Raw genomic sequence first — 23,593 nt, 5'->3', positions numbered from 1 at the left:
GAATGAGACCGGCGCCACAGCATCCAAAGGCCCCGTTTCGCGTCCTCGGCCGTTATCAGGTTGTTGGGCGGGAGGACGGAATTCGTACTCAGCCCGGAAAATCAGACAGGTGCCCGCGCAACTTCTTGAGCTGCTCCTCGCTTCCCGCATCGCCCTCGTATCCGTCGTCGTCCTCGACGACGGCCGGCGGTCGGGTGATCGTGCCGGGGCCCTCCTCCAGGCGCCGCCGCAGCGCGTCGACCTCCCTGCCCTGGTCCCGTCCCAGGACCGTTCCGATCGCGCCGAGGGCGAGACCGGCGAGGATCATCACCAAGGCGAGCACGCCCAGGGAGCTCGTGTAGGCGACGCCGAAGACCAGCCCCACCGTCGCCGTACCCGCGCCCAGGATCGACAGGCCCCGGGGCAGGTATCGGGAGACACCGTTCTCCAAGGCTTCCAGTCTCTCCTGTGACCGCTCCCGCACGGCCTCGCCGGTTCGCGACTCGGAGGGCGCTCCCTCGTCCCGGTCCTCCCCCACCGCCTTCGCCCGCAGTGCCCGCCGCGCCTCGGCGCGGTCGCGCAGCCGCTTTCCCCGCTCCGCCACCGTCGACAGGTCCTCGCGCTGGGCCCGCAGCGCCACGGCGACCGGCCACGGGTCGTCGGCCTCCTCGATGGCGGCGCGCACCCGTTGGAGGACCTGCTGTTCGGGACCCTCCTGGAACCCCTGCGTCACCCACGCCACCAGCACACCCGCGTCCGCATCGCGCTTGTCGTGGGTGGCGAGCATGTGGACGAGGTCGCCCTTGCGCACCGGCGAGATCTCCCTCGGAGTGAACGCCAAGGACTCGGCGACCCTGTTCATCCACTCCTGCCCCCTGCGCAGCCGATCGAACAAGACCCTGGCCTGGCGGGCGACCCTGCCGTACAGGACGCACGGAGCGCCCCACACGCACGGCGCGTGTTCGTTGCGGAAGCAGTGGTGCTTGCCGAACGCCCCCAACAGGTCATAGCGCTCGATGAAGTGCATGAGCGAGTCGTACTCGCCGTCCCGGTACGGCCAGGCGCGCCCGTCCCGGGTACTGAACAGGGCGCCCCAGGACATGTCGACGTCGCGGAAGAGCGCACCCAGGTGGGGGTCGAGTTCGGCGATCAGGTGGGCGGCCTGGACGTCGGCGCCCCCGTAGTCCTCCGGTAGCGCTCCCACCACCCGGTGGGCCCCACTGTCCTTCTCGGGCAGCCAACGCAGCAACGCGTGGCGTTCGCGCGGCTCACTCAGCATCTCGTGCGCCTCCGCCCACCGTTCCTGCATGCCCGCGGCGAGTTCGGTGGGGTCGGCGTAGTACACGCCCGCGATCTGGAAGGGCGACCGTCTACTGCCACTGACGCTGCGCCAGTAGGCCTGCACGCCCTCGTCCAGCAGCAGGGTGCCGCTCGCGTGGCCGGCCTCGAGGCGTTCGTGCTCGGGCGGGACCTCCTTGCCCAGGAGGATGGCCAGGAGTCGGTAGGACGTGGGGCGCCGCTCCGGTTCCTTGTGCAGACAGCTCGCCACGATCCTCGCCAGGTAGTCGGGCACTCCCCGCAGGTCGGGGGTGTCGTGTTTGATCCGTTCGAGGATGCGGTGGTCGTTGGGCGCGTCGAACACGTGCCCGCCGGTCGCCGCGAAGGCCATCACCGCTCCCCAGGCGTGCACGTCGATGGCGGCGGTGACCTCGGAACCGTTGGCCTGTTCGGGCGCCATGTACCGCGGAGTGCCGATGAGCCCGCTGGCCAGGGCGGTGCGGTTGTCCAGGGTGCGGGCGATCCCGAAGTCGATGACCCGGACGCCCTCGCTGGTGATGATGATGTTGGTGGGGGTGAAGTCGCGGTGGACGATGTTGGCGCCGTGCACGGCCCCCAGGGACGTGGCGGTGGCGAGCGCCAGCCGGTAGAGGGGGTCGCCGTACAGGGGTCCTTCCTCACCGACGAGTTCGCGCAGGGTCCTGCCCTCGACGTACTCCGTCACCACCCAGGGCGGGTCGTCCTCGGTCCCTGCGTCGAACACCTCGGCGATGAAGTACCGCTTGACCTGCTTGTTGTGCTCGACCTCCTTGCGGAAACGCTCTCGGTCGCGTTCGCGTTCCACCGGAGAAGCGCCGGCCGGCTCGTGCAGGACCTTGATGGCGGCGACGTGGCCATCGTCATGGCGCCCCAGGTAGACGGTGCCGAAACCGCCCACGCCCAGAACCTCGGTGAGCCGGTATCCGCCGAAGGTCTCGCCGATCCGGTTCCCGACGTCGTCGGTCGGCCGATGGCCGTTGGTGGACTCTTCACCGATGTTCACGAGTGACCCTTCTGCAAGCCGGGGGGAGCGAGGCACACTACCGGAAGGTGGGATGCCGTCAGCGGCCTCTTGGTGCTAGGACCTGCCCGCGCGGACGCGGTTCTCACCTCCGTCACCGGAACCATCGGCCGCAACCCCGTGCGACCATTGCGTCCGCGCGATCCCTCTTTCCCGTCGAACTCCAGATATCGGGCCCTTCGTCCTGAATCCCGTTGGCCCTACACGATCGCCCCGCAGTACCACCAAGTGGTTCCTTCGAGGCATATGAACCAACAAAATACCGATGGCCGGGTCCGGCCAAACCCCACGATCAACTTCGACGATTAATCTCGAATGGCTGCGGACGACGCACGTTCTCAGGCATACTCGTTGTCGTCGGACAGCCGACCGCGGTGGTCTTCGCATCGAGGACCGCGGCCGTCGTGGTGTCCACACGGTGTACTCGACACTCCACGTCCACTGGGTCGCGTCGGCCACGACCCGACCCAGCGGCACGGGTCAAGAATGGTCCGGGAAGGCGCTAGAGTACATCACGGGCCCGCTTTTCCACGTTAGTCACACGAGGCCGGGCGGGCCGAAGAGGAGAGGAATATCGATAGTTCGTCATTCCCGGGTAGAACTTTCGATAGTCCTATTTCCGAAGTACGGCGGTGAGGTTTATCGGGGGAATCCACGTTCTTCACGCACGTGGATACCTCACCACCGTCACAGGGCCTCTGGCTCTACTGCCCTCCGGCCGACAGGCACTGGGAGGGAGATGGGGACCAGAGGGTTCGGGGGCCCTTGCCATAGGGGGTGGAGGCCCGGCGATCTCTCGCATCAGGGGGGAAGGGATCGCCGGGTCTTCCGCACGTCTTGGGAACTCGATCGCGGCCACCTTCGTTGGTCCCATCGTGAACAAGCTGAGGATGACACCGGTCACGGTGGGGTCAGCGGTCCCGGCAGTTGAGCACCGTCTCGAGCAGCCCCGGAAAGCGCCCCTCCAGCTCCTGGTCGCGCAACGACACGAAGCACCGCGTGCCCTCGGTCCGATTCAGCAACAGACCCGCGTTGCGCAGGATCTTCAGGTGATGGCTGAGCGTGGACTGCGCGATCGGCAGATCGATGTCCTTCCAGGCCCGCTCGCCCTCCAGCGCCGCGAGCATGCACACGATCCGCAGCCTCGTGGGCTCGGCCAGCGCGGACAGGACCGTGACCAGTTCGACCTCGTCCAACGCCGGATGCTCCGGCCCCTTGGACACACCCCGGGGTGCCATAGCCCCACCTCCACTCACCCGTTCGGATTTGGTATGCGTTCAGGCGCGAGTGTACCGTCAATGTTCGATGATCGTCGATCATCGAACATCCGAGGTCAGTGGGGGTAACTGAGATGACCGAAGCCGAGAGCGCCAGAGAGAACCTTCCCGGATCACCCGTACCCGGGGGCGGGCTCGCCCTGTCCGTCCTGGACCACGCGAGCATCGTCGAGGGTTCCGAGCCCGGTCAGGCCCTCCGTGACGCCCGCGAACTCGCCCAGAACCTGGAGAGCTGGGGCTACACCCGGTTCTGGCTGTCCGAGCACCACAACATGCGCGCCATCGCCAGCGCCGCCACCTCCGTGGCCCTGGGCTTCATCGCCGAGGGCACCTCCACCATCCGCGTGGGTTCGGGCGGCGTCATGCTCCCCAACCACTCGCCCCTGGTGATCGCCGAACAGTTCGGCACCCTGGCCTCCCTCTACCCCGGCCGCGTCGACCTGGGACTGGGCCGCGCGCCCGGCACCGACCCGCGCACCATGCGTGCGCTGCGCCGCGACCACTCCGCCTCCTCCACGTTCCCGCAGGACGTCCAGGAGTTGCAGGCCTTCTTCGAACCGGCATCCCCCGGCCAACCGGTGCGCGCCGTGCCCGGCGAAGGGCTTCGCGTGCCGCTGTGGATCCTCGGGTCGAGCCTGTTCGGCGCCCAGCTGGCCGCCCATCTGGGGCTGCCGTACGCGTTCGCCTCGCACTTCGCACCGCAGGCGCTGTACGAGGCCCTGGCCTCCTACCGGGAGAACTTCGCGCCCTCCGAGCAGTCGACGCGGCCCTACGTCATGGCGGGGGTCAACGTGTTCATCGCCCCCACCGACAACGAGGCGCGGAAGCTGTTCACCTCCATGCAGCAATCGTTCCTGGGCACCCTGCGCAACGCCCGCGGGCTCCTGCCGCCGCCCATCGACCCCACGTCGCTCGACACCATGTGGCGGCCCGGGGAGAAGCAGCAGCTGGAGTCGATGCTGCGCTACTCGTTCGTTGGTGCACCCGAGACCGTCAAGGCCAAGATCGACCAGTTCGTCGCCGACACCGGCGTGGACGAGCTGATGGTCTCGTCGATGATCTTCGACAAGAAGGCCCGCATGTACTCCTATGAGGCGCTCGCCGACCTGTACGACCTGGGGGCGGCCAAAGAGGGCTGAGGGGACACAAGACCCTGGTCGGGGGAACTGGGTCAAGGGTGGCGGAACCGGGTCAGGCAGGACCCGGACCGTCTCCCCCGGCCACCGGGGTGTGGGGCGAGGTCGCGAGGGCCTCGCCCCACACTTATGTCCAAGGCTCGAGGGTGAGCAGACCTCTGCCCGTACAGCGGCCGATCACGCAGAGGCCGATCACGTGGGGAACTCGCCGTACCAGGACCTGCGCACGAGATGCTTGGGCAGATACCCGGATTCGACTTCGAGGCTGAAGTCAGGATCCACCTCCGCGGTGTCATAGGCCAGACACGCGAGGGCCAGAAGACCCAGATGAAAGACCCCATCGATCTCGTTGACACGGTCCTCGGTCGTCCAGAACTCGGCATGCGACACCAACCCCTCCGCCAGCGCCTCATTGAACCCGTCACTGTCCCGCTGCACCAAATAGCGGAAGGCATTCAACTGGGGGAAGATCAGCTTGTCGAGGCTCTCCGCGCTACCGATCTCGGACTGCTCAGGCGCAGACAGCTCCATCGCCTTGAGCAGGTTCTCACCCAGATCCGGGCCGCCCAGAACAAAGTCTTGAAGAGCGGCGATCCAGTAGTAGACGTAGGGGTTGTAGCGGGTTCCCTCCGACTCCCCGTACTCACGAAGCGTCTCCACCGGGATCTCACAGAGCTCCCGATACCGCTCCTGCTCACGACAGATGACGGCCAGGAAGAACGCGGTGGTCCAGTTACCCGCGTTGGCCGAGTAGTCAGGCCCCGTCGCCTTGGTCTTACGCACCTTGTGGTTGATCATCAACTCCAAGGGCTCGCCCTCAGGAGAAGTCGTGATCTTGAAGAGTGCGTAGTGCATCTGCATGTCGGCCACCCAGGCTTCCCAGGTGTCCAACTCGACCACCTCGGGATCCGCCACGGTTTTGTAGGTAGTGGCGATATGGAAGGAGCCGACCATGATGTCTACGCCACCGGGGTTGTGCTCTAGAATCTCCGAGTACTCCTCCCGATCTTCCCTATGGCGCTCGCTTCTCCCTGGCTCATCTCGATGGCTCAGATCATGCACAGGAATCGAGTATTTCACTTTTTCCCCTTCCGGAGGCCAAAAAATCTCATTAAATTCCCCAAAGCGGCCATCGTCCGAAGGTGGAAATGGTGGGACAGGCGGGACGGCGAAAGAAATGGCCATTCTCGTGGCCAGCTTCTACGTTACGGCCATACCCTACTGAGCTGAGGCAACGCCGGCGAGCCCTGGGGCACGGCAGCCTGATCCCGGTCCGGATCGCGGCCAACACCCAAACCGCACTGAACCTCAAAGAGCCACAGAAATAGATCTTGCCGAGAGGACTCCACAAGCCAACGGCTTTTGAGATGAGCTCTCAGAGCCAAGGGGCAGGATACTGTTCCCCAGTTTCAGGGTCGGCCATCAGGGTGGTGGGAGCGAACCGCTCCTGCTTGACGATGTTGAGATTCTCATCTAGTTCCCGATGGATTATCCTGTTACCCAAAGCGTCGTAGATGGTCTCCCGAAGCAAGCGTCCCTGCTCATCCCATTCATGCCAGGGTCCGACAGGCCCGTAGAGATAGTAACGGTTACCTTGCGCGACCAGCTTTCCGCTGGGACTCCAGACCAAAACAGGCCCGTCTTCCAACCCCTCAATAAATGTCCGAAGCTCCTTCCCGCCATTTTCTCCAAGCAGAATAGCTTCCCCGGTAAATGGAATTAGATCGAGAGTTTTCACGCCTGGAGATTCTTTCGAATCTTTCAGCTCGTCAAATCCAACCCGTTTGATGATTTTCTCCCTAAGCTAGGCCGGCACGCGATTTTCTCATGACTAACTTTACTGCACTCAACTATCTCCAGGGGGGATTTTCACCCTCCTCCCTGGCCTTACGGCTGACAATAACAGGGGCGCGCTTCTCCTCGCGAATAAGATTCCCCCCCTTATCCCAATTCCGGATTACTCTAGTATTTCCCAACCTGTCCTTAATCACTTCACCGACCAAGTTCCCTTCCTCATCCCAGTAATGCCATGGACCCACTGAACCATGGTTGGGCGTCAAGTTCCCCAAGGCGGTCAACTGCCCCCCCTCAGCCCAACTCAACTGAGGACCATCATTCTTTCCATCAATATAGGTCGTCAGCTCAGAAGGAAACCCATCTTCGTACTCTACAGCCTGCCCCGAGAAGGGTTCCCCATCCAGAAATGCGTAAGTCATGTCTGGATACTCTATTGACTCTTCATTTACTCTGCGCATTATACGACTCCTTAATGTGGGCCATTTCTTGGGTCGCCGGAAGGGAACCAAAACTTCTCCGAGTTCGGGCTAGGGACTCCATCAGTCATCCTACTACAGTTCGCGCAACACGGAGCTTTCTGGAATTCTTCTAGCTCTCCTGGTGTCATTCGGGGAGGAGCAGGCTTGTCAGGCGGGTTGTTCTTCGACCAATTTACGGCAGGATCTTCCTTGAACAGAAATACAGTATCCTGAGAAAAATCGCTGACCTGAGCATCCGGCCTACTCAGAAGGAGCTCATTGGTAGCTTTAACCTCAGCGTGACGAAGCGGATTGTCACCATGAGGAAATATCGGGTCTCCATTTTCGTCCTTTTCCGCCTCGTCGATCATCTTGTTTAGTCTGTCCCTAAGAGCCGGATGTAGATCCTCCGGTGAAATTTCGACGCTTCGGTCCCTGCCGTTGAAACCCTCTGCGAGTAGCCCGGTCTTACGATCAAGCACAATGGAGTAAACGCCACCGCGAGCCGCACCGAGGTCTTTCTGACTGACATGCCTCAGAGAGGGCGAGGCTTCCCCAGTCTTCAAGAACTCCACCATTGGACGCTTGTTTTTCTTGATACTCGGGTCAGTAAACCCGTTGATCTCCAATCGCCTTTCTTTCACCCTTTCGCGAATGAATTCATTATGCGGCCTTCCGTTAATCGTCTCTATGAGTCCGTTTTTCCTGGTTATTTCAAACCCATTTTGCTCGATGATTTCTTCAAGCAGCCCTCCCCTAGACGGGTCTACTGTAATTGGCCTAGGACTCCCCTCTGGAGTGAAACGAGGGCCAGGTAGATTTTCCAATTCACTCTTGGGGTAAACCTTCGGAAGCGACTCAGACCACTCACCCTCCGTTGGCTTACCATTAAGCGCATCCCCATCCCCTTGACTTACCCTCTCATGTTGGCCAGTTCGTTCTTGGTTATCCTCATTTCTGGCTTGATTGTCATCATTGTCACCTGCGTCGTTTCCATTTTCCCCTGGACCACTTATTGGAGATTCGTCAGTAATATCCGGAGTGGGGGCAGAGGGTGGGATCTGTTTCCTGTTGGCGAAGGTTTCCTCAGCAGAGGGATTCCTCTCGTCCTTGATATTGTTGGATCCGTTGTCGTTGCCTGAGCCATCCTTGGGCGACCCGGAGCCGTCGCCGTCCTGGTTACGGACAGTGGGGTTGCGGTCGCTGGTGTCGGTGCCGTGATCGCCCCGGCTTTCGGCGATCTCGTTGCCGAAGGGACGACCACCACCGGGCCCATCGACGTCAGTGAGCCGCACCTGCTCCACAGGGGCCGGCGTGTTCCTGGCAGCGGAGGCCTCCATGGTGTCGCTCGGACGACCACCACCGGCCATCGCCGGTTCCTTGTCCCCCATCCCCTCGGGCCCACGACCGTCGCCGGCATCACCGATCCACCTACCCTCTTCCGAAGCAGGTGCGCCATTCGAACCGGTCTTGGCTGCTCGGTCCACCTGATCGATCTGGTCTTGGCGGGTACTGCGGACCTGATCCCCGAAGGCCTGGTTGTCGGGGTGGTTCACGATGTCATCGAAGGCCAAGGTGTCGGCAACCGTGGGGTCCTGTACCGGGCGCTGGATGGGGCGTTGATCAGTCTCTGTAGTCGCCTGCGTCGGGCGAGCACCACTGGGACGTCCACCCTCGGTTTCCCCGGCCGTCTGCGTCGAGGCGGAACCGGCCGGCTCGACCCCGCTCTGGCCGGACGGCATCAAGCGGTTGACCATGGCCTTGAAATCGGCCAACTGGCTCGGGCCGAACCCGGTGGCGTCCAGGGCCCTCCCGGCCAGGTTGATCAGCGGCGACCCCGAACCACCGAACTGCGGCACCTGGGAGACATCGGGCAGATCGATATCCACCCCACCGGCACCGCCACGACCCGAGCCGCCCATCCCGTCCATGATGGACATCCCACGCCAGGCCATCAACGGCACACCCACCACCGCACCCACACCGGTGGCCGTCAGCGCCGCACCGCCCACCAGACCGATGACGTTCAACGCCGCCGTCCCGATCACATAACCGGGACGATCCCCCCACTCCTCCCACGGCACCACCGAGTGCGCCAGGTCCTTCCACGCCTCGCCCACACCCTCCCCGCCGTTCCACCCAAGCGAGTCGGACTCGGCGTCATACATCCCCACCAACGAGGCCGCCGAGGTCAGGTTGTCCCAGTGGTACTCCTTGAGCGCATCCCCCCACGAGGCCTGGAACCAGCCCTCCGAGGAGTGCGCGCCCACCATCGCGCCCACACCCTGCACCGCGTCCACACCGAAGTCCCACACCGCATGACTGACATCGACCCACCACCCGTGGTCGGTCTGGGCATTCTCATGGCCCCACGCCTCGGCCAATTCCGAGATGTCCTGGTCGAACCCGTGGTAGAACACGTTCGGGTCGAGCTCGGCATCCCCCTCGGGCTGCTTCTCGAAGTTGGTGCGCCCCGAAATCCCGGCGTTGATCGCGTTGGCGCAGGTGTTCTCGACCTCGGTGTAGTCGGTGATGATCTTTCCGCCCCGCTCGATCAGGGCATCGTTCTCCTCCTTCAACGGGCTGTCACCGAACCCGAGGAACCCACCGCCCTTGTCCCAGCCATCACCCTCGGCGGCGATCCGGGAACGCAGGTCATAAGCCTCCACCCGCAGGTTGGACCAGCGGGTCTTGATGTCGGCCACGTCCTCGGCGAAGTTCTCCAACGCCCGGGCAGCCCGGTCCAACTCCTCACCCACGGTGTCGCCGTCGGTGGCCACCGGGTCCAGGACCGAGAACAGGGTCTCGGCCTCCGGGGCGGAGTAGGGCCCGTTCAACCCGGCCCAAGAGCCGGTGATGTCGTTGCCGGTGTCGGCGATCGAGGTGCCCAGCTCACGCAACCCCGAAGCCATGGCCTCGACATAGCCCACCGACACCGACGGTTCGGGGAAGGTCAACGGGCTGATGACGCCCTCACCGTCTCTGAGACGGTCTTCCTGTTCCTTGACGCTCAGGGGGTCTGCGGGGGTGGCCGCGCCCGCACCCGGGTCCGCGATCGGCACAACGAACTCCAAAACAAGACAGGGGAAAAGGGGGGAAGGGGAAAACCAGGGATCAGCCGGTCAGACGGGCCGGCCCGCACCGGGACCGCCCACAGGACCGGACGGGGCGTTGGGGTCGGGCACGTCGCCGGCTTGGGCCTGGGCTTGGGCCGCCATGTCCTGATCACCCTCGACATAGGCGGTAGTGGCCTCACCCGCGCCCTGGAGGGCCGAAGCGGTCAGCGAGAGCATGTCGCCCAACATGGCGAAGTTGTGCTCGGCGAACTCACCGATCGCGATACCGATGGGGGCGCTGTTGATGTGGGAGTTGACCGCGGTGATCCGCGTTTCCAACTGACTCATGTGCCCCAACAGCCCCGAGCCGCCACCTTCCTCACCCAGATGTTCGGCTGTTTCGGAGAGCACCGAACCGACCTGGACCGGGTCGATGGACCACTCACTCATGCCCGTCCTCCCCGGGTCGGAGCACGGAACGCCTGGGGACGGAACATCTCGTCGGAGTCGACCTCATCGCTCGCCCAGTCGATCGCCTGCCCGGAAGCGTTGGGCGATGTGGAGTCGTGGACCGAGATGGTGTGCCACATCCGGTCCAGACAGGCCAGGGTCCGATGGAAGTCGGTGGCGCCTCGGGTGCGCACCCGTTCGGCGGCTACGGCGATGCGCACAGCGGGGTGCGGCGGCCGGTCCGATCGTTGTTCCTGCTGTTCCGGGGGTGGGGGTGTGTCCCCGGTCGGATATGTGCTCCCCGTTTCGTCATAGACGAACGCGAACCTCACGGGCCTGCCTTCCCAAGGGTCGATATGCGCCTGTTGTCAGTTTGGTTGCCTGAATCGTCGATGTGGTTGCGATTCTGGTGATTTTTCCGCGTCGGCGCACGCTTGGGGAGCCCTGGTGTGGCGTGGGATGGCGCTGGGCAGCCCGGGGGCAAGGAGTGGAACCTCCTCATCACTCCAGGTCACGACATGTGGGCTTCGACGGCACCCCGAGAGGACGAGGGAATCGGGTGACGAAGGCCACCACGAGGGAGCGGCGGTGGGGGCAGGGGCCGACACTCAGGTATCCGACGTCGGTGCGACGAACGTTCCCCGCTGGGGCAACGTCACCACCAGCCCTTCATCACGAAGGAGCGCGATTGCGCGGCGGGCGGTCTCCCGAGCGATCCCATAGTCAGCGACCATCGCCGCTTCCGAGGGAAGCGGATCTCGTGGCTTGAGCTTGCCCGCTTGAATCTGTTCACGGAGTTGGTGTGCCACCTGCATGTACAGAGGCGTGGGATCGAATCGGTCGACATGCATGCTTGCAACGTTAGGTACATGGCGCACAGCCTGCATATGGCAGACGTGCTAGACGACCCAGACAAGATAGACGTATAGTGAGGCCTTGACCTGATCATGAAAGTGGCCCGGCGGTGCGCCAACACCCCGGGCCCGGACAAGCGAAACCTTAGGAGCGCTTGCCATGCCATACGTTACTGCCTTGCTGTCCCTACTCATCCGGCTGTCCCGGCCCACACGAGGGGCGCACACCACCGCCTTCGGGTACCTGCGTGAGCTGGGTGGCGAGATGCGCCGTCGCCGGTCTCGCCGGGTCCGCCGCTACGTGGTCGCGCCGGCCGACCTCACCACCGCGTACTCTCCCGATCCCGAACCGCTGCCGCCCACTCCTTCGGTTCCCACTCCCCCGGTCCCGGTACCTCGGCGACCGATCGAGGACGCTTCCCTGCGAGTGGAGATCGTTCGGGGCCCTTACCGGGCCTGGGAGAGCCGGCGAGCTCTCCTGCAGGGGGTGCCCGCATGATCCGTGCCACTGACACCCTCGCCGACCGGCTCACCCGCCTGCTCAACGAATCCGACCTGCCCGTCGACGCCGTCACTCGACTCATCTCGGCGGACGCGGTCTTCGGACGCCTCGACCGTCTCCTTCGCTCCGGCGATGACCTGCCCGCACCCTGGGGCATCCGGATCGGTGGCGGGGGCGTGGAGTGCATGGAGGTGACCGAGCACTACGACGCGCTCTCCGAAGCGCTCCGGGAGACCGGTGGAGACGCCGCCTGTTGGCGGGCGCTCTGCCGCGCCAGAGACCGCTGGGGGATGCTGCGCACAGCCATCGCCGGCGGCGCGCCGCTTCCCGAGCCCTGGGAGCGCGGCTGACAACACCTTGAGGGCCCGGCCAGAAGTGGCACCCCGGCCGGGCCTTCGTGATTTCGATTCATCCCGGCTCCGTCTCAGAGGATTCGGGGTCCATCCGGGCGGCGCGCCGATTCAGCTCCTCCGCCTGGCGGTCCCAGTCCGGTCCGTGGAGGTAGAGGTCCGACGCGGCCATCCGCAGCAGGTACGGGTCATCCGGCCGCTGTAGGCAGGCCAGCCGGTAGGCCAGGTTGCGTGCCCACACCGGCAACCCCCAACGCCTCTCAAAATCGGTGCTGAGCATCTCCAAGATGTCGTCCGCGGGGGCGAAGGTCAGCTTCTCCACGAACTCCATGAAGGCGACCTGCCGGTCCTGGTCCTCGCGAGGCCCCTCAGGGTCCACCATCGCGTCAGCCGACCTGGAGAGTTCCGACACGTGTTCCTCCAGCACTTCGAACCGTTGGGCGAGGCTGAACCACCACTCGGCTTCGTCTGTTACGCCCCACATCGATGCCGTCAGTCCTCACTCCAGTGCCGGACCTCGTAGAGGGCCCGAACGGACCGAGCCCTCAGAAGGACCTCAGCGGAAGTGTCCTCGTCCATTCTTCCACTCCCGTCGCGCACGGGCGTAGCGCCAGGACGACGGGAAGCACAGCGGGATCGCGGTGAGCACGGTGAACGGAATCGCCTGGAGAACCGGCGGCCCACCGAACTCGTGGGACCAGACGTTGAGCCCCACGATCACCACGCACAACCCCGCCACCACGTACAGCACGGCTCCCCCACCACGCCCCAACAACAGCGCGCAGACCAGTGCCACACCACCGGGCAGCATTAGCCAAAGCGTCAACAGAACATCCATGGCCCCGAACAGATGAATGTTCTCCCATCGGATCGCACTGGGGATCATGACCAGCGTCCACGTCGGCATCAGCAGAAGGAGGGCCCTGAGGGTGTGCAGGGGAATCGGCATGCGAGGCCCCGGGTCCTGGACGGTCCTGCCCGGAGGGCGACCTGTACCACCCGAGGAGAACGGCGGCTGCTGGTGGGGAGGCTCTGGGGAGACCATGGGTTCCTCATCCGAAAGAGTCAGGGCCTGGATCAGGCCGTGTCGTGCATCGGCGCGGTGGCGCGCTATCTCCGTCGCATCGTCGGGTTGCGATGGGAATATGAGAAGTGCGCTCGTGAAGTGGAACTCAGAGCCAACACCAGGCAGACCACGAGGAAGAGGAACCCGATGAATCCCGCCGGGTCCCCACCGAGGAAGCGTCCTATCTGGAGAAAGGTCAAAACGCTGTACAGCACCACCATGCAGACCCACACCCACTTCTCACCACGGCCGGCCCGGACGGCGAACAGCACGAAGCAGGCGGTAAGGAGAAAGTACGGGAGGGCGTAACCGACCCCGAAGGCACCCCCACCGGCCTCCACGATCGACACCAAGCCGTTGCCGACCATCATCACGGCGAGCACCCACAGCAGTACCCGCAGGGTCCGCACCGAGAGCGGTGGTTTGTACTTCATGAAACCGTCCATAAATATCAACCCGAAAAGAAGATCAACCAGCTTTCCCAGATAATGAACTATTAAATTTTCGACACCATTGACATCCCACCAACTGCGAGGGAAAATATCCTGGAGAAGGATTTGCGCGTATTGATATTTCCATCAACCCGTTCAAAGGACTCGATCCGAGTACGGGATATATCCATAGTGGCAACCCCGCCCCCACCCTCCAAGTTCGAGAAAATCAATATGCATCGATAGCACCGCAGGACCCCATGCCTTTCCTCCCGCATCAAGGGGCGAAGAAGAACAGGCGCCTCCTTAACTTGGGAACGCAGCGCTTCCACAGAACTCCAGCGAGCAGACCACCCTTCATGCTCCGCCTCCAACTGAACATCGATCAGCTCATTAAAATCTATATAGCAAACACGGAATTCTTCATCATCCACACCAATTGCGGGCAATTTAACGTCAATCCTCTCCGTAGACATCAATGCGAATGGATGTATTCGGATCGATACGCCCATCCTGGATTCTTGTTTGAAGTTCATCCCATCGATGATGCCCTCCAACAATAGTCCCACCAGGCGTCACTGCAATACCATCTCCTTCAGAAGCGTTATTGATCGAATCGAGAAGCTCTTCATTGCTCAGTTCTTCGTGATACCACTGCGACGCCGGATCCCGGGTCGACTGCCCCTCAGTGTACTTTCCACTGAGGTCTCCAGCCGACTCATAATTTGACGACCAATCAGGGCAGGGGTCGGAATTATGAACAAGGACCGAAGTCCACCCTGAGACGACATAGTAGGCCCGTAGGTCGTCCACAGTAAGATTATGGACGGGTTGACTACTTGTCGAGTAGGAATCAATGGTACTGACCTGCACCCAAACACCGGCCGAGGTGCGCAACCAATCGCCTGGCTGCAAATCGATAGCGTCGGTCCATCCCCGATCGAACACCCAAAATGGATGGTTATCAGTAGCAGTCACCGAGTCTGTTTTACCCGAGCCATCATCTACCGCCACCTCGACCAGAGTCTTGGCGCCGGTACCAGTGATGAGATGGGTGACCTCACGGGGCCCCTGCTCCCCGGTCTCAGGATCGGTGGCGAGCACCCGATCACCCACCGTCATCAGTTCGATGGGTTTCGTGGTTCCGTTCGCAAGCAGCACGAGGGTTCCAGGAACAAAACTGTTGGAACAGTCCGTTCCATCACGATCTCGATCACTGGAGCCGTCTCCGCCCCGATCGGAGGATCCACCACCGTTACCGAGGAATCTGAAGGGTTTGAGCAGCGCACCCGGAACTTGCGTGGCCCAGTAGCCCAAGTCCTTGACGAAGGCATCCCCAGTAGACAGGTTCTCGTCGTTGCGTCGTGGTGTCTCCCACATCCCATCCCACATGTCACCGAGGCTGCCTACGGGGTCGTTCCACAAGGCGGACAGACCGTCCCCGGTGTTCGACCACGTCTCCTTGAAGCTGTCATGGCTGCACAGGTGGATGTGACACGCGGCGGTCTTGCCGTCCTCAATGACCCCGTCAGCACCTTGCGCGATCCCTCCACCAGCACGGCAGAGATAGTGGAGCACCCAACCACAGTCCCAGTTATAGTCCCCGTGGTCTTCGAACTCGAAGGCCGGCTGTCCCCCGGTCGCCCAATCCCAGGCGTCACCGAAGGACCAAGTCTGCTGAACGACGAAGTCGTCGCCCGTCCATACCGCGGGGGCGGCACCACCCTCACCGCTCTCAGGGTCGTAAGGGGCAGGTTCAACCTCAGGAGCGTTCCCGGAGCCTTCCGATCCGGGTTGCTCCCCCTCGGAAGAGCCGGACCCTGGTGAGTCGGATCCGCCGCCAGCCTCACCTTCCGGAGAACCCGAGCCCCCTCCCACAGAACCGTCCCCGGCTCCACCTTCGGGTACGGTTCCCTCCCCGCTCAGAGCATCGTCCACCGCACCAGCGATCCCATCGCTGATCTGGCGCGGGATCCCCGAGATGAACAGCCCGGCGACGATGAGCGAGACCAGCACGATGACCGCGCCATACTCAACAAAGGACGCCCCTCTATCTGGATCGTGAATGCGGCGCAGCATTGGGCCATCCGCTCAAGTGGGGTTTTGGGGACAGCGGCATCATAGAGCTGAAGTCACTCGCACGCATGATGCGCTATATGGCCGATTGTGGACAGGACTAAACAATAGGTCCTTGGGCTGCACAAACACGAGAGTGGTACACGTCATCGCATCAGTCGAACTGGGTCAGCGCCCTCATGTACGCAGAGACGTTCCTTCTTAGTGAGCAGTGGTGTTCGTACGGGTCCCGGCAGTCCGATCATGTCCCGGGGCCTTCTGGTCAGAAGGAGGACCATCAACGCGGCCTGGCCCACCGGCTTGGCCCCGCCTGCCAGGTAAACCAACTCCGTTGGAGGGAAGGAGCTCATATCGGTGTAGTGGGGCGGTGGTGGGATCTGCTCGAGGTGGCGGCGGGTAGCGCGAGGCGGATGGCCGGCTATCCGCCCGGTAGCAACGCACCAAAGGTCATCACCAGGAGCGTGAGAGGCAACGCGTGGTCATCCAAAGCTGAGATGTCTTTCAGGCTCGCAGGACCGGCTCGGTTGGGGCGGTCCTGGCGACAGGTATCCCGGCTGGGGGCAGGGCAGCGGCGGGGGCCGAAGAGCTGTCCCACGGTGAGAAGACCGAAGCCTCCAGGTGGTTTTCCACCCGCTGATGCGCACAGTGAAGTTGTGACCTGCGGGGACAAGGAGTCACTGACCTGCTCGGCGATATGAGCGACCGACTAGCTGGAACCAGGTACCAGGATATGAGCCGTGAAGATCGTCCACGTCGGACGCCAACGCTCTGAACTGGGTGAATACACCCACTCGTGACGTATCAGAGAAGTGCGTGCGATCATGGGAGCTGGGGGAAGTCGAGCGGTCACACGAAGCGGCGGCCACGTGAACACAGAACTCAATGCGCACCCGCATTCACCTGGGATTTCACGGAAACCCCCAGAAATCTCAGGCTGGCTGCGCTGCAATGAGCGTGACGTCAACAGGCCTGGCCACATCCGGTCAGAGGCCGGCGTAGTGCACCACCTCCTATTCGATAGTGGAGTGATGAGGGGTCACAGAGCCCCCGTCACAAGCGCTGGCGGACCCAGGCCCCAGGTCCATCATCGGGTTGCCGCGCAGTAGCGGTAGTCCACAGAGCCCCCACCCCGGTAAGGAGTCACCTCCATGAATTTCACTCACAAGCTTTGGGCCAAGGTCAGCACCGTAGTCATGCCGCAGGACGCCGAGCACAAAGACAAGGGTGCCGGTTTCGTCGAGTACGGGGCCATCATCGTGTTCGTCGGCATCGTGGCCGCTGTCCTTTACGCAAGCAATATTGGCGACATCATTGTTCAGGGAATCATCGGCGCAATCAGCGGCGTCTTCGGAGTCTAGGAGCGACGGGGAGCTAAAGCCAAAACCCATCAGCGCAACTGGATAAGGCATCCCAGACAACTTCATTAGCCAAATCCAGAGACAAGCATGAAAGAGAAAACAGAGAAATGGAACCCATTGGCAAATAGCAGAACCTCTCCCCCGAGAGCACCCAGGAAAGCAGTACTGGCGTCAGGATCGGCTGCCATGGTTATTTTCTTTTCCTCTGGATGCGTCGTTAGTTCGGATTCTCCCCCAGGCGAGGGTAGCGATAATTCACCTCCCTCCGGAGAGTCCTCACCTACCCAAACAACCCCCCAAAACCACCCCATTGCCAGTTCTGTTACTACGTCAACTGAACTAGGAGCCGACCTTCAGGTTGATGTCTACGCACTTGAACGACTGGAAAATGATCTTCTCCGCCTACGCCTAGGAGTTACTAACAACTCTTCGGATAGCTTTGACATAGGATTCGGGCTATCGGATACCGAGAACCATCGCTCTGCCAGCAATATCAGCCTTATTGATGATGTCAACCAGCAGCGATATCTCAGCTACAATCAAAGCAACGGAAAATTCTTCTGCAGTTCCCTGGAAGGGACCATTCCGAGCGGTGAAACCGAAGACCTGTGGGTAATTTACCCTGAACCTCCAGGAGACCTGGAAAAGGCGACACTTATTACGCCTCTCACGCCACCCTTGCTCGATGTTCCAATCAGCAGTTCTTCTGGTTCGGTCGAGAACGCAAACCTCGAAGACCCTCAGGTTCTTGATCTTACTAATATCTCCGACAGCCTCGAAGAGGACCAGACTGGCCGAACGGAGAGTTCAGACGAAGTAAGCATCATCCTGTCATCTGACGTACTCTTCGACACAAACAGCTCTAATTTGAGTGCGGATGCCCGCGATATTCTGGAGCAGGTCAGCCAGGAGATTGATGATGCTAATTCCTCCGAAGTTTCCATCGATGGTCACGCCGACAACACCGGCGATGACTCCATCAACATCCCCCTTTCGAGGGATCGCGCCGAAAGCGTCGAATCAGCCCTAGATGGAATGATCACCCGCGGGGGAATCACTTTCGAGGTCGAAGGGCATGGTTCAGCAGACCCTATTGCAGACAACGAAACCGAAGAAGGACGAGAACGCAACCGCAGAGTCAGCGTGACATTCGAGAAGTAGGTGGAATAAATGAGAACATGGCTCCGCGCAATCGGTTTTAGTGCATTTGCATTGGCCCTTAGTTTCAGCACAGGCTCCAGTGTACTTGCTTCCCCAGCCCCCACTACTGAAAACTTGGATTCACTAGGCACAGCAGAATCTAATGAAGATGTGAGCGCTGGCCTAACAGCAGAGGCACATGCGGCCGAGAGAAGCGAATCAGGCACCCTTCTGTCTGTAACCTGGAGCATTAAGAATGAAGGAAGTTCCGAAGTCCGCTTCAATTGGCCTTCTGGAACTTCATACATGTACAGCCAACCCGTCTATTACTCTGGGGTCACCACGTCGAGCCCGGATGGAAATACGAGATACCATCCAATCATGGACGGAGTGAGTGACTGTGTTTGCTCAGGCCAGCTTTCACTCGATTTCAAAGTACTGATTAAACCTGACGAACAGGTCGCCTACTGGTCCATGTACTCCGTGCCTGAGGACGTGGACGCCATCACCCTGGAGATCCCTGGCTTCGAGCCGATCGAAAATATCCCGATCTCCTGACCGCTGACCCGACGACCACTCACTCCCCCACACCTGGATTCCGCTGGAGGCGGCGTTGACCACTCCCCACCGCCCCGAACTCGGGGATTCACGACGGGACTCTTCGACCAGGCCCTCAGGCCGGGTAAACCGCCGGCTCAACAAAGCCCTGCGCCGGCTCCGTCCCGCCCTCGGGGAGAACAGCGACCGTGGCGCGGGTTTCGTGGAGTTGGCCGTCGTCACCGTCTTCGCCGCCGCGCTCATCACGCTCATCTACCAGAGCGAGCTCAGTTCCACCTTCAACAACGGGGTACGCCAAATGGTCTGTCTGGTCGGTGGACCCGAATGCGGTGACCAGACCTGGGTGGATCACGATCGCCCCGATGACCCCGAAGAGTACGAGTGGGGTGGCGGCAACAACCACGCGGACAACAAGAACATCGCCATGCAGTCCGCCACGTCCTACGGCTGGACCGACCAGGAATGGACCTGCCTGGACAGCATGTGGAGCCAGATGTCCGGCTGGGACCCGAGCATCGTCGACCCGCAGTACGGCACGCACGGCATCGTAGGGTTCAATCCCTCCGTGCACGGAGCCATGCCGGATGGCTTCCGAAGCAGCGCCTCGGTACAGATCGACTGGGGGCTGAGCTACATCGAGAGCACCTACGGCACCCCCTGCCAGGCATGGTCGTACTGGCAGAGCACCAAGTCCTACTGAGGCAGCTGGAAGAGCTCCCCCACCGAACCATCACCAGGCCGTAGCCGAAGAGCCCTTGGCGACGCGCTCCGAGATCGCTCGCACGCGACCTCTCAGGCCGTCCGTGAGCCGCCACAGAGGCGCCCGTTTCGCCGTTCCCGGTCCCGCGTTCGACCCCGGTCCCCGGCCCTCGGGTCCCCCACCGTGCGGGCCGCCCCAGCCTTCCCGGCACCGCAGCCGTATGGATGGCGCTCTCGTCCTCTGCGACCTGCGGATCCCCGATGGTGGCCAGATTCGGCCACGGAAAGTCACCTTCGGGCCACGACTTTTTCCGTCTTATCCGGCAGAGTGTCCATCGAAGGCAACGCAGCGTTGCCAAGCACGAAACATGAGAGGTAGGTCTTCCACCACACGTTTGCACGGTGGACACGGAAGTGGCCTACTTCTCCGCGTCCCGACGGACCCACGGGTGTTGCCCCCGCATCCGCCCTCGGCCCGTCCGACAACGAGCCCCCGACTCGTCAGGAACCGTCTTGGACAGCACACCTCCCAACACGCCCTCGTTACCTGGAACCTCCCCCGCCACCGCGACCTCCGGCGCTTCCGCCACACCGGACGCACCCGTCTCACCCGTTTCCCCGGGCACCCCCTCACCCCTGCCCAAGCGGGTGGCTCGATGCCCGAGGCCACGGCACGCGAACACCCTGGCTCGAACACTCCAGTGGTTGACCCTCCTGGCTCTGATCGCCGTCCGTAATCCCCCGACGCACGGCGATACGCCCCCACGACCCTCTCCCAACGAGACCGAGACCGGCACGCGCCGACGACCGTTCACCGTCGACCGTGCCCGTCGGGCGATCTCGCCCTCCGAGGGCACTCGGATCACGCGGTCCCCGCTCGGCGGGTGACCCCGGACCAGGAGGCGGCACCGGTGTGGGGGGCGGGCCCCACCCGGTAGGTGTACGGTTCCGCGGCCTGGGGGTTCCCGAACCCCGGAGGGTCGTTCGGGAACCGTTCCGGTCTCGTACCGGACGAGTCGGAACCCACCGTGTCGCCTCCGCCCCGCTCCCCTGCCTCTTCGAGCACCCCTTGCAAAGGCGGGGGAGCGGGTTCTCAGACCACGGGCATCTTTGCGGGTTCCCGTGTCGTGGGCGGGCGCGCGACCGCGTGTCGTGTCCTCCTTGTCGTGCGTCCGTCCCATACTCTCTCCGACGGGTACGCTCACCGAGAAGCGCCATCCCGCGCGGGCCTTCGCGGCTGCGCTTTCACCATTCCGGTTTCCACTGTTCGGAATCGCCGCAAAACCCCTACAGGTAGCGGCAAATCTTCGGACATTACTGGACAGATCAGAACTTTTACCCCCATTCCCCCTCATAATCTGATCGCTCATCCCCACACCACCTCCACTCGGAGAGGCGACTCGGTGTGGGTGCAGGGGACACGGGCGCCGTCCTTCGCACCCGCGAAGGACGGCGCCGGAACATGGGGGCTCAGTGAAGATCGCCTATCTGATCAACGACATGTACGGCATCGGCGGCACCGTGCGTACGGTCGCCAACCAGGCGACGGCCCTGTCGGCACGGCACGAGGTGGAGATCGTCTCGGTGTTCCGGCACCGCGCGGATCCCGTCCTTCCCGTCCCCGCCCAGGTCACCCTGCGTCCCTTGGTCGACATCCGACAAAGGGACGCCCAGGCCACCGGGGTCGGCGGGCGCCCGCTGTACGAGGGTTCGGAACGGGCCGGTCTGCCACCGCTCCTCTTTCCTCCGGAGGACGGCCGGGGCTCCACCCACAGCCGCCTCACCGATGACCGGTTGGAGGAGTACCTGGCCACCACCGACGCCGACGTGGTCGTGGGCACCCGCCCCGGGTTGAACGTGCTGATCGCCCGGGCGGCGCCCAAACGGATCGTCAAGGTCGGTCAGGAGCACCTCACCTACGAGCAGCACTCCGACGAACTTCGCCGAGTGATGGCGGAGGAGTACCCGAACCTGGACGCCTTCGTCACGGTCACCGAAGCCGACGCGCGCACCTACTCCGAACGGATGCCGTTGCCGGGCGTGCGGTTGCTGTCCATCCCCAACTCGGTGCCGGCGCCGCCGTTCACCGTCAACGGGCACAACACCCGCACGATCGTCGCGGCGGGCCGACTCGCCCCCAGCAAACGCCACGATCTGCTGGTACAGGCGTTCTCCATGGTCAGCGACGAGTTCCCGGACTGGACGCTGCGCATCTACGGGCGCGGCAGCAGGCGCGGGGCACTCGGCAAACTGGTGGGCAAGCTGGGATTGCAGGACCGGGTATGGCTGATGGGCCCGCATCCCCGGGTGGAGGAGGCCTGGGCCCAGGGCGCGTTCGCGGCGGTCACCTCCAGTGAGGAGCCGTTCGGGATGACCATCGTGGAGGCCATGCGCTCGGGGCTGCCGGTGGTGAGCACGGACTGCCCGCACGGGCCGGCGTCGATCATCCGGCATCAGGAGGACGGCCTGCTGGTCCCCAACAAGTCCGCCCCGGGGATCGCGGAGGGGCTGGCGCACCTGATGGGCGATGACGAGTTGCGGCGGCGCATGTCCGCGGCGGCGCTGAGCGATTCGGAACGCTTCGACCCGGTGAACGTGGTGCGCCGGCACGAGGAGCTCTTCCACGAGCTGGCCGGGGCGAGCATGCCCGCGCACCCGGTCCCGCACCTGCCGACGCCGCGGGCGGAGACACCGGCGTCGTGTCTGGTCCAGGTGGGCCCCGACGGGGTGACGGAGTTGGACTTCGGTCCGAGCACGGAGTCCGGGGAGGTCCACGACCCGATCGACTCACGGGTGCCGGACGCGGTGGTGCTCACCACGGAGAATCGACGGGTGGAGCTGACCCCGGATTCCGAGGGCCGGGTCCTGGTGGACGCCGCCGAGCTGGACCTGACCACCGGGACCTGGCAGGTGTGCCGGGTCGATGGCTCCTCGGAGCGAACGGGCTCCGTGGACTCCGGGAACCGGGAAGGCGGGCAGGAGACCCCGGTGCGGGACGTGACCATCCACCAGCACGGGTTCCCGCTGTCCAGCACGCACATGAGCGGCCTGACCCTGGTGATCCCCGCGCGTTCCCCGAAGGGCCGGTTGATCCTCCAGGTGCGGAGTTCGCGACACCACGCCGAGGTCGAACACGTGGAGGTCGCCGATGGTCTCATCACCGTGCAGGGGAGGGTGCTGGGTCGGACGCGACCCGACGCCCGGGCTCGCATGGTGGTACGGCTGCACGGCTCCCCGCAGCCCCGCCACGAGTTCCCGTCGGCGGTGGCGCACGGGGGCGAGTTCACGGCGGTGATCGATCCGGAAACGGTCGCAGGTGGGCGGCACGGCGACTCCGACAAGTGGCAGTTGCGGCTGGTGTTGTCCGACGGGACCGAGTGCACCGTGGGCCGCCACCTGTCCGGGGTGGTGGGTTACAAGAAGATCATCGAGTACTCCGCCCAGCCGGTGAAACCCACCTATGGTCCGGGGACCAAGGTGCGCCCGTACTACACGGTCAACGACCGGTTGGGGTTGAAGACGTCTCCGTTGGCTCCGACGATTCCGGTGGAGTCGGTCCAGGTCCGTCCGGTCGGGCGTCGTGGGGAGGATCTGCGCCTGGAGGTCCTGCTGGGTTCGTCGTTGCCCGAGGGGGTGGCGTACGCGGTGGAGGTGGTGCGCGGCACCGACGCGGGCCGGCGTTTCCCGTTGGAGGCGGTGGCGGCCGCGTCCGACCGGGAGGAGTCGCGGTTGGTGGGCCGGTTGCCGTTGCTGCGGCACGACGACCACCTGGGGACGACGATCCTGCGGGCGCGGTGGCAGCTGCGGTTGTTGGCCGGGCCACCCGAGGCGTTGGGACGGTTGGGGGCCAAGGCGATCTTCCCGAGCACCAATCGCACGTGGAGTCACGGCGTGTACGTGCGATCGGCGACCGTGGCGCCGTTGGACTCGGGGGACGTGCGGTTGACCGTCGCCGACGTGCACATGATGGACGGGCTGAAGCGTCGGTTCCGCTGACGGGGCCGGGGGCGGGGGCGAGTGGTCGGAGCACGGTCGAGGAGGCACGGTCGACGGGGCGCGGGTGGTCGA

At 63.4% G+C, this 23,593-nt stretch carries 22 protein-coding genes; 9 read left to right on the top strand and 13 right to left on the bottom strand.

Features of this window, described 5'->3' with window-relative positions; genetic code table 11:
- Positions 1–88 precede the first annotated feature (88 nt).
- Positions 89–2,299, bottom strand: coding sequence for a serine/threonine-protein kinase (locus tag NLI01S_RS00630; protein ID WP_067597390.1), 2,211 nt, complete (start codon positions 2,297–2,299; stop codon positions 89–91).
- A 929-nt stretch (positions 2,300–3,228) separates the two neighbouring features.
- On the bottom strand, positions 3,229–3,555 hold the full coding sequence (locus tag NLI01S_RS00625; protein ID WP_067597387.1) for an ArsR/SmtB family transcription factor: 327 nt from the start codon (positions 3,553–3,555) through the stop codon (positions 3,229–3,231).
- Positions 3,556–3,668: 113 nt separating this feature from the next.
- Between NLI01S_RS00625 and NLI01S_RS00620 the strand changes: the two genes are divergently transcribed.
- The gene (locus NLI01S_RS00620) at positions 3,669–4,733 is read left to right on the top strand and encodes an LLM class flavin-dependent oxidoreductase (protein ID WP_067597384.1); all 1,065 of its coding nucleotides are present in this window, start codon (positions 3,669–3,671) and stop codon (positions 4,731–4,733) included.
- A 189-nt stretch (positions 4,734–4,922) separates the two neighbouring features.
- On the opposite strand, the gene NLI01S_RS00615 is transcribed toward NLI01S_RS00620, so the two are convergent.
- The 7 genes from NLI01S_RS00615 to NLI01S_RS00590 all read right to left on the bottom strand — a co-directional run bounded on the left by NLI01S_RS00615 (position 4,923) and on the right by NLI01S_RS00590 (position 11,342).
- Positions 4,923–5,810, bottom strand: coding sequence for an immunity 49 family protein (locus tag NLI01S_RS00615; RefSeq protein WP_223809052.1), 888 nt, complete (start codon positions 5,808–5,810; stop codon positions 4,923–4,925).
- A gap of 295 nt (positions 5,811–6,105) precedes the next feature.
- On the bottom strand, positions 6,106–6,468 hold the full coding sequence (locus NLI01S_RS26180; RefSeq protein ID WP_223809051.1) for a toxin-antitoxin system YwqK family antitoxin: 363 nt from the start codon (positions 6,466–6,468) through the stop codon (positions 6,106–6,108).
- 112 nt (positions 6,469–6,580) lie between these two features.
- Positions 6,581–6,985: a hypothetical protein gene (locus NLI01S_RS24940; protein WP_084392206.1), complete on the bottom strand. Its 405-nt coding sequence runs from the start codon at positions 6,983–6,985 to the stop codon at positions 6,581–6,583.
- Positions 6,986–6,996: 11 nt separating this feature from the next.
- Entirely contained in the window at positions 6,997–10,047 is a 3,051-nt protein-coding gene (locus tag NLI01S_RS00605) for a YwqJ-related putative deaminase (RefSeq protein ID WP_067597381.1), read from the bottom strand.
- A gap of 60 nt (positions 10,048–10,107) precedes the next feature.
- Positions 10,108–10,491, bottom strand: coding sequence for a DUF6507 family protein (locus NLI01S_RS00600; RefSeq protein WP_067597378.1), 384 nt, complete (start codon positions 10,489–10,491; stop codon positions 10,108–10,110).
- Positions 10,488–10,712, bottom strand: a complete 225-nt coding sequence (locus NLI01S_RS00595; protein ID WP_067597375.1) for a hypothetical protein — start codon at positions 10,710–10,712, stop codon at positions 10,488–10,490. Before NLI01S_RS00595 ends, NLI01S_RS00600 begins: the two co-directional genes overlap by 4 nt.
- A 387-nt stretch (positions 10,713–11,099) precedes the next feature.
- Positions 11,100–11,342: a GntR family transcriptional regulator gene (locus NLI01S_RS00590; protein WP_067597371.1), complete on the bottom strand. Its 243-nt coding sequence runs from the start codon at positions 11,340–11,342 to the stop codon at positions 11,100–11,102.
- A gap of 163 nt (positions 11,343–11,505) precedes the next feature.
- On the opposite strand from NLI01S_RS00590, the gene NLI01S_RS00585 reads away from it, so the two are divergent.
- Together NLI01S_RS00585 and NLI01S_RS00580 are read left to right on the top strand one after the other, a co-directional pair.
- Positions 11,506–11,844 carry a hypothetical protein gene (locus NLI01S_RS00585; protein ID WP_067597368.1) on the top strand — a complete coding sequence of 113 codons (339 nt, stop codon included), beginning with the start codon at positions 11,506–11,508 and terminating at the stop codon, positions 11,842–11,844.
- Positions 11,841–12,197, top strand: a complete 357-nt coding sequence (locus NLI01S_RS00580; RefSeq protein ID WP_067597364.1) for a hypothetical protein — start codon at positions 11,841–11,843, stop codon at positions 12,195–12,197. Before NLI01S_RS00585 ends, NLI01S_RS00580 begins: the two co-directional genes overlap by 4 nt.
- Positions 12,198–12,255: 58 nt before the next feature.
- Here NLI01S_RS00580 and NLI01S_RS26175 read toward each other — a convergent pair whose 3' ends face one another.
- From NLI01S_RS26175 to NLI01S_RS24930, 4 genes are all read right to left on the bottom strand, one after another.
- Positions 12,256–12,681 carry a hypothetical protein gene (locus NLI01S_RS26175; protein WP_223809050.1) on the bottom strand — a complete coding sequence of 142 codons (426 nt, stop codon included), beginning with the start codon at positions 12,679–12,681 and terminating at the stop codon, positions 12,256–12,258.
- Positions 12,682–12,753: 72 nt separating this feature from the next.
- The gene (locus NLI01S_RS00570; protein ID WP_067597361.1) at positions 12,754–13,146 is read right to left on the bottom strand and encodes a hypothetical protein; all 393 of its coding nucleotides are present in this window, start codon (positions 13,144–13,146) and stop codon (positions 12,754–12,756) included.
- A 161-nt stretch (positions 13,147–13,307) separates the two neighbouring features.
- Positions 13,308–13,697 (bottom strand): hypothetical protein, encoded by a 390-nt coding sequence (locus NLI01S_RS00565; RefSeq protein ID WP_157090892.1) that lies wholly within the window; start codon positions 13,695–13,697, stop codon positions 13,308–13,310.
- A 453-nt stretch (positions 13,698–14,150) separates the two neighbouring features.
- Positions 14,151–15,773 carry a polymorphic toxin-type HINT domain-containing protein gene (locus NLI01S_RS24930; protein ID WP_084392203.1) on the bottom strand — a complete coding sequence of 541 codons (1,623 nt, stop codon included), beginning with the start codon at positions 15,771–15,773 and terminating at the stop codon, positions 14,151–14,153.
- Between the two features lie 1,145 nt (positions 15,774–16,918).
- Here NLI01S_RS24930 and NLI01S_RS00560 point away from each other — a divergent pair.
- From NLI01S_RS00560 to NLI01S_RS00545, 6 genes are all read left to right on the top strand, one after another.
- A complete protein-coding gene (locus NLI01S_RS00560) occupies positions 16,919–17,128 on the top strand; it encodes a hypothetical protein (protein WP_067597356.1) in 210 nt (69 codons plus the stop codon).
- 87 nt (positions 17,129–17,215) lie between these two features.
- Complete coding sequence (locus NLI01S_RS24925; RefSeq protein WP_223809049.1) at positions 17,216–18,289, top strand: OmpA family protein; 1,074 nt, start codon at positions 17,216–17,218, stop codon at positions 18,287–18,289.
- Positions 18,290–18,649: 360 nt separating this feature from the next.
- Positions 18,650–18,826 carry a hypothetical protein gene (locus tag NLI01S_RS00555; protein ID WP_223809048.1) on the top strand — a complete coding sequence of 59 codons (177 nt, stop codon included), beginning with the start codon at positions 18,650–18,652 and terminating at the stop codon, positions 18,824–18,826.
- A 202-nt stretch (positions 18,827–19,028) separates the two neighbouring features.
- The gene (locus NLI01S_RS00550) at positions 19,029–19,526 is read left to right on the top strand and encodes an aggregation-promoting factor C-terminal-like domain-containing protein (RefSeq protein ID WP_067597350.1); all 498 of its coding nucleotides are present in this window, start codon (positions 19,029–19,031) and stop codon (positions 19,524–19,526) included.
- A 704-nt stretch (positions 19,527–20,230) separates the two neighbouring features.
- Positions 20,231–20,413: a hypothetical protein gene (locus NLI01S_RS26170; protein WP_157090891.1), complete on the top strand. Its 183-nt coding sequence runs from the start codon at positions 20,231–20,233 to the stop codon at positions 20,411–20,413.
- A gap of 585 nt (positions 20,414–20,998) precedes the next feature.
- Positions 20,999–23,521 (top strand): glycosyltransferase family 4 protein, encoded by a 2,523-nt coding sequence (locus NLI01S_RS00545; protein WP_067597347.1) that lies wholly within the window; start codon positions 20,999–21,001, stop codon positions 23,519–23,521.
- Positions 23,522–23,593: the final 72 nt, after the last annotated feature.

It is taken from the genome of Nocardiopsis listeri NBRC 13360 (assembly GCF_001570765.1).
GTDB lineage: Bacteria > Actinomycetota > Actinomycetes > Streptosporangiales > Streptosporangiaceae > Nocardiopsis > Nocardiopsis listeri.
Note: the sequence above shows the minus strand (reverse complement) of the source record. Positions and strands in the feature narration are given on the sequence as shown.

Coding starts and splice junctions, on each gene's coding strand:
- NLI01S_RS00585 (WP_067597368.1), top strand. CDS start 11,506: ATGCCATACGTTACTGCCTTGCTGTCCCTACTCATCCGGCTGTCCCGG.
- NLI01S_RS00565 (WP_157090892.1), bottom strand. CDS start 13,697: ATGAAGTACAAACCACCGCTCTCGGTGCGGACCCTGCGGGTACTGCTG.
- NLI01S_RS00555 (WP_223809048.1), top strand. CDS start 18,650: ATGGACGGAGTGAGTGACTGTGTTTGCTCAGGCCAGCTTTCACTCGAT.
- NLI01S_RS00625 (WP_067597387.1), bottom strand. CDS start 3,555: ATGGCACCCCGGGGTGTGTCCAAGGGGCCGGAGCATCCGGCGTTGGAC.
- NLI01S_RS00560 (WP_067597356.1), top strand. CDS start 16,919: ATGAATTTCACTCACAAGCTTTGGGCCAAGGTCAGCACCGTAGTCATG.
- NLI01S_RS24925 (WP_223809049.1), top strand. CDS start 17,216: ATGAAAGAGAAAACAGAGAAATGGAACCCATTGGCAAATAGCAGAACC.
- NLI01S_RS00620 (WP_067597384.1), top strand. CDS start 3,669: ATGACCGAAGCCGAGAGCGCCAGAGAGAACCTTCCCGGATCACCCGTA.
- NLI01S_RS00580 (WP_067597364.1), top strand. CDS start 11,841: ATGATCCGTGCCACTGACACCCTCGCCGACCGGCTCACCCGCCTGCTC.
- NLI01S_RS00570 (WP_067597361.1), bottom strand. CDS start 13,146: ATGCCGATTCCCCTGCACACCCTCAGGGCCCTCCTTCTGCTGATGCCG.
- NLI01S_RS24940 (WP_084392206.1), bottom strand. CDS start 6,985: ATGCGCAGAGTAAATGAAGAGTCAATAGAGTATCCAGACATGACTTAC.
- NLI01S_RS00590 (WP_067597371.1), bottom strand. CDS start 11,342: ATGCATGTCGACCGATTCGATCCCACGCCTCTGTACATGCAGGTGGCA.
- NLI01S_RS00600 (WP_067597378.1), bottom strand. CDS start 10,491: ATGAGTGAGTGGTCCATCGACCCGGTCCAGGTCGGTTCGGTGCTCTCC.
- NLI01S_RS26175 (WP_223809050.1), bottom strand. CDS start 12,681: ATGTGGGGCGTAACAGACGAAGCCGAGTGGTGGTTCAGCCTCGCCCAA.
- NLI01S_RS24930 (WP_084392203.1), bottom strand. CDS start 15,773: ATGCTGCGCCGCATTCACGATCCAGATAGAGGGGCGTCCTTTGTTGAG.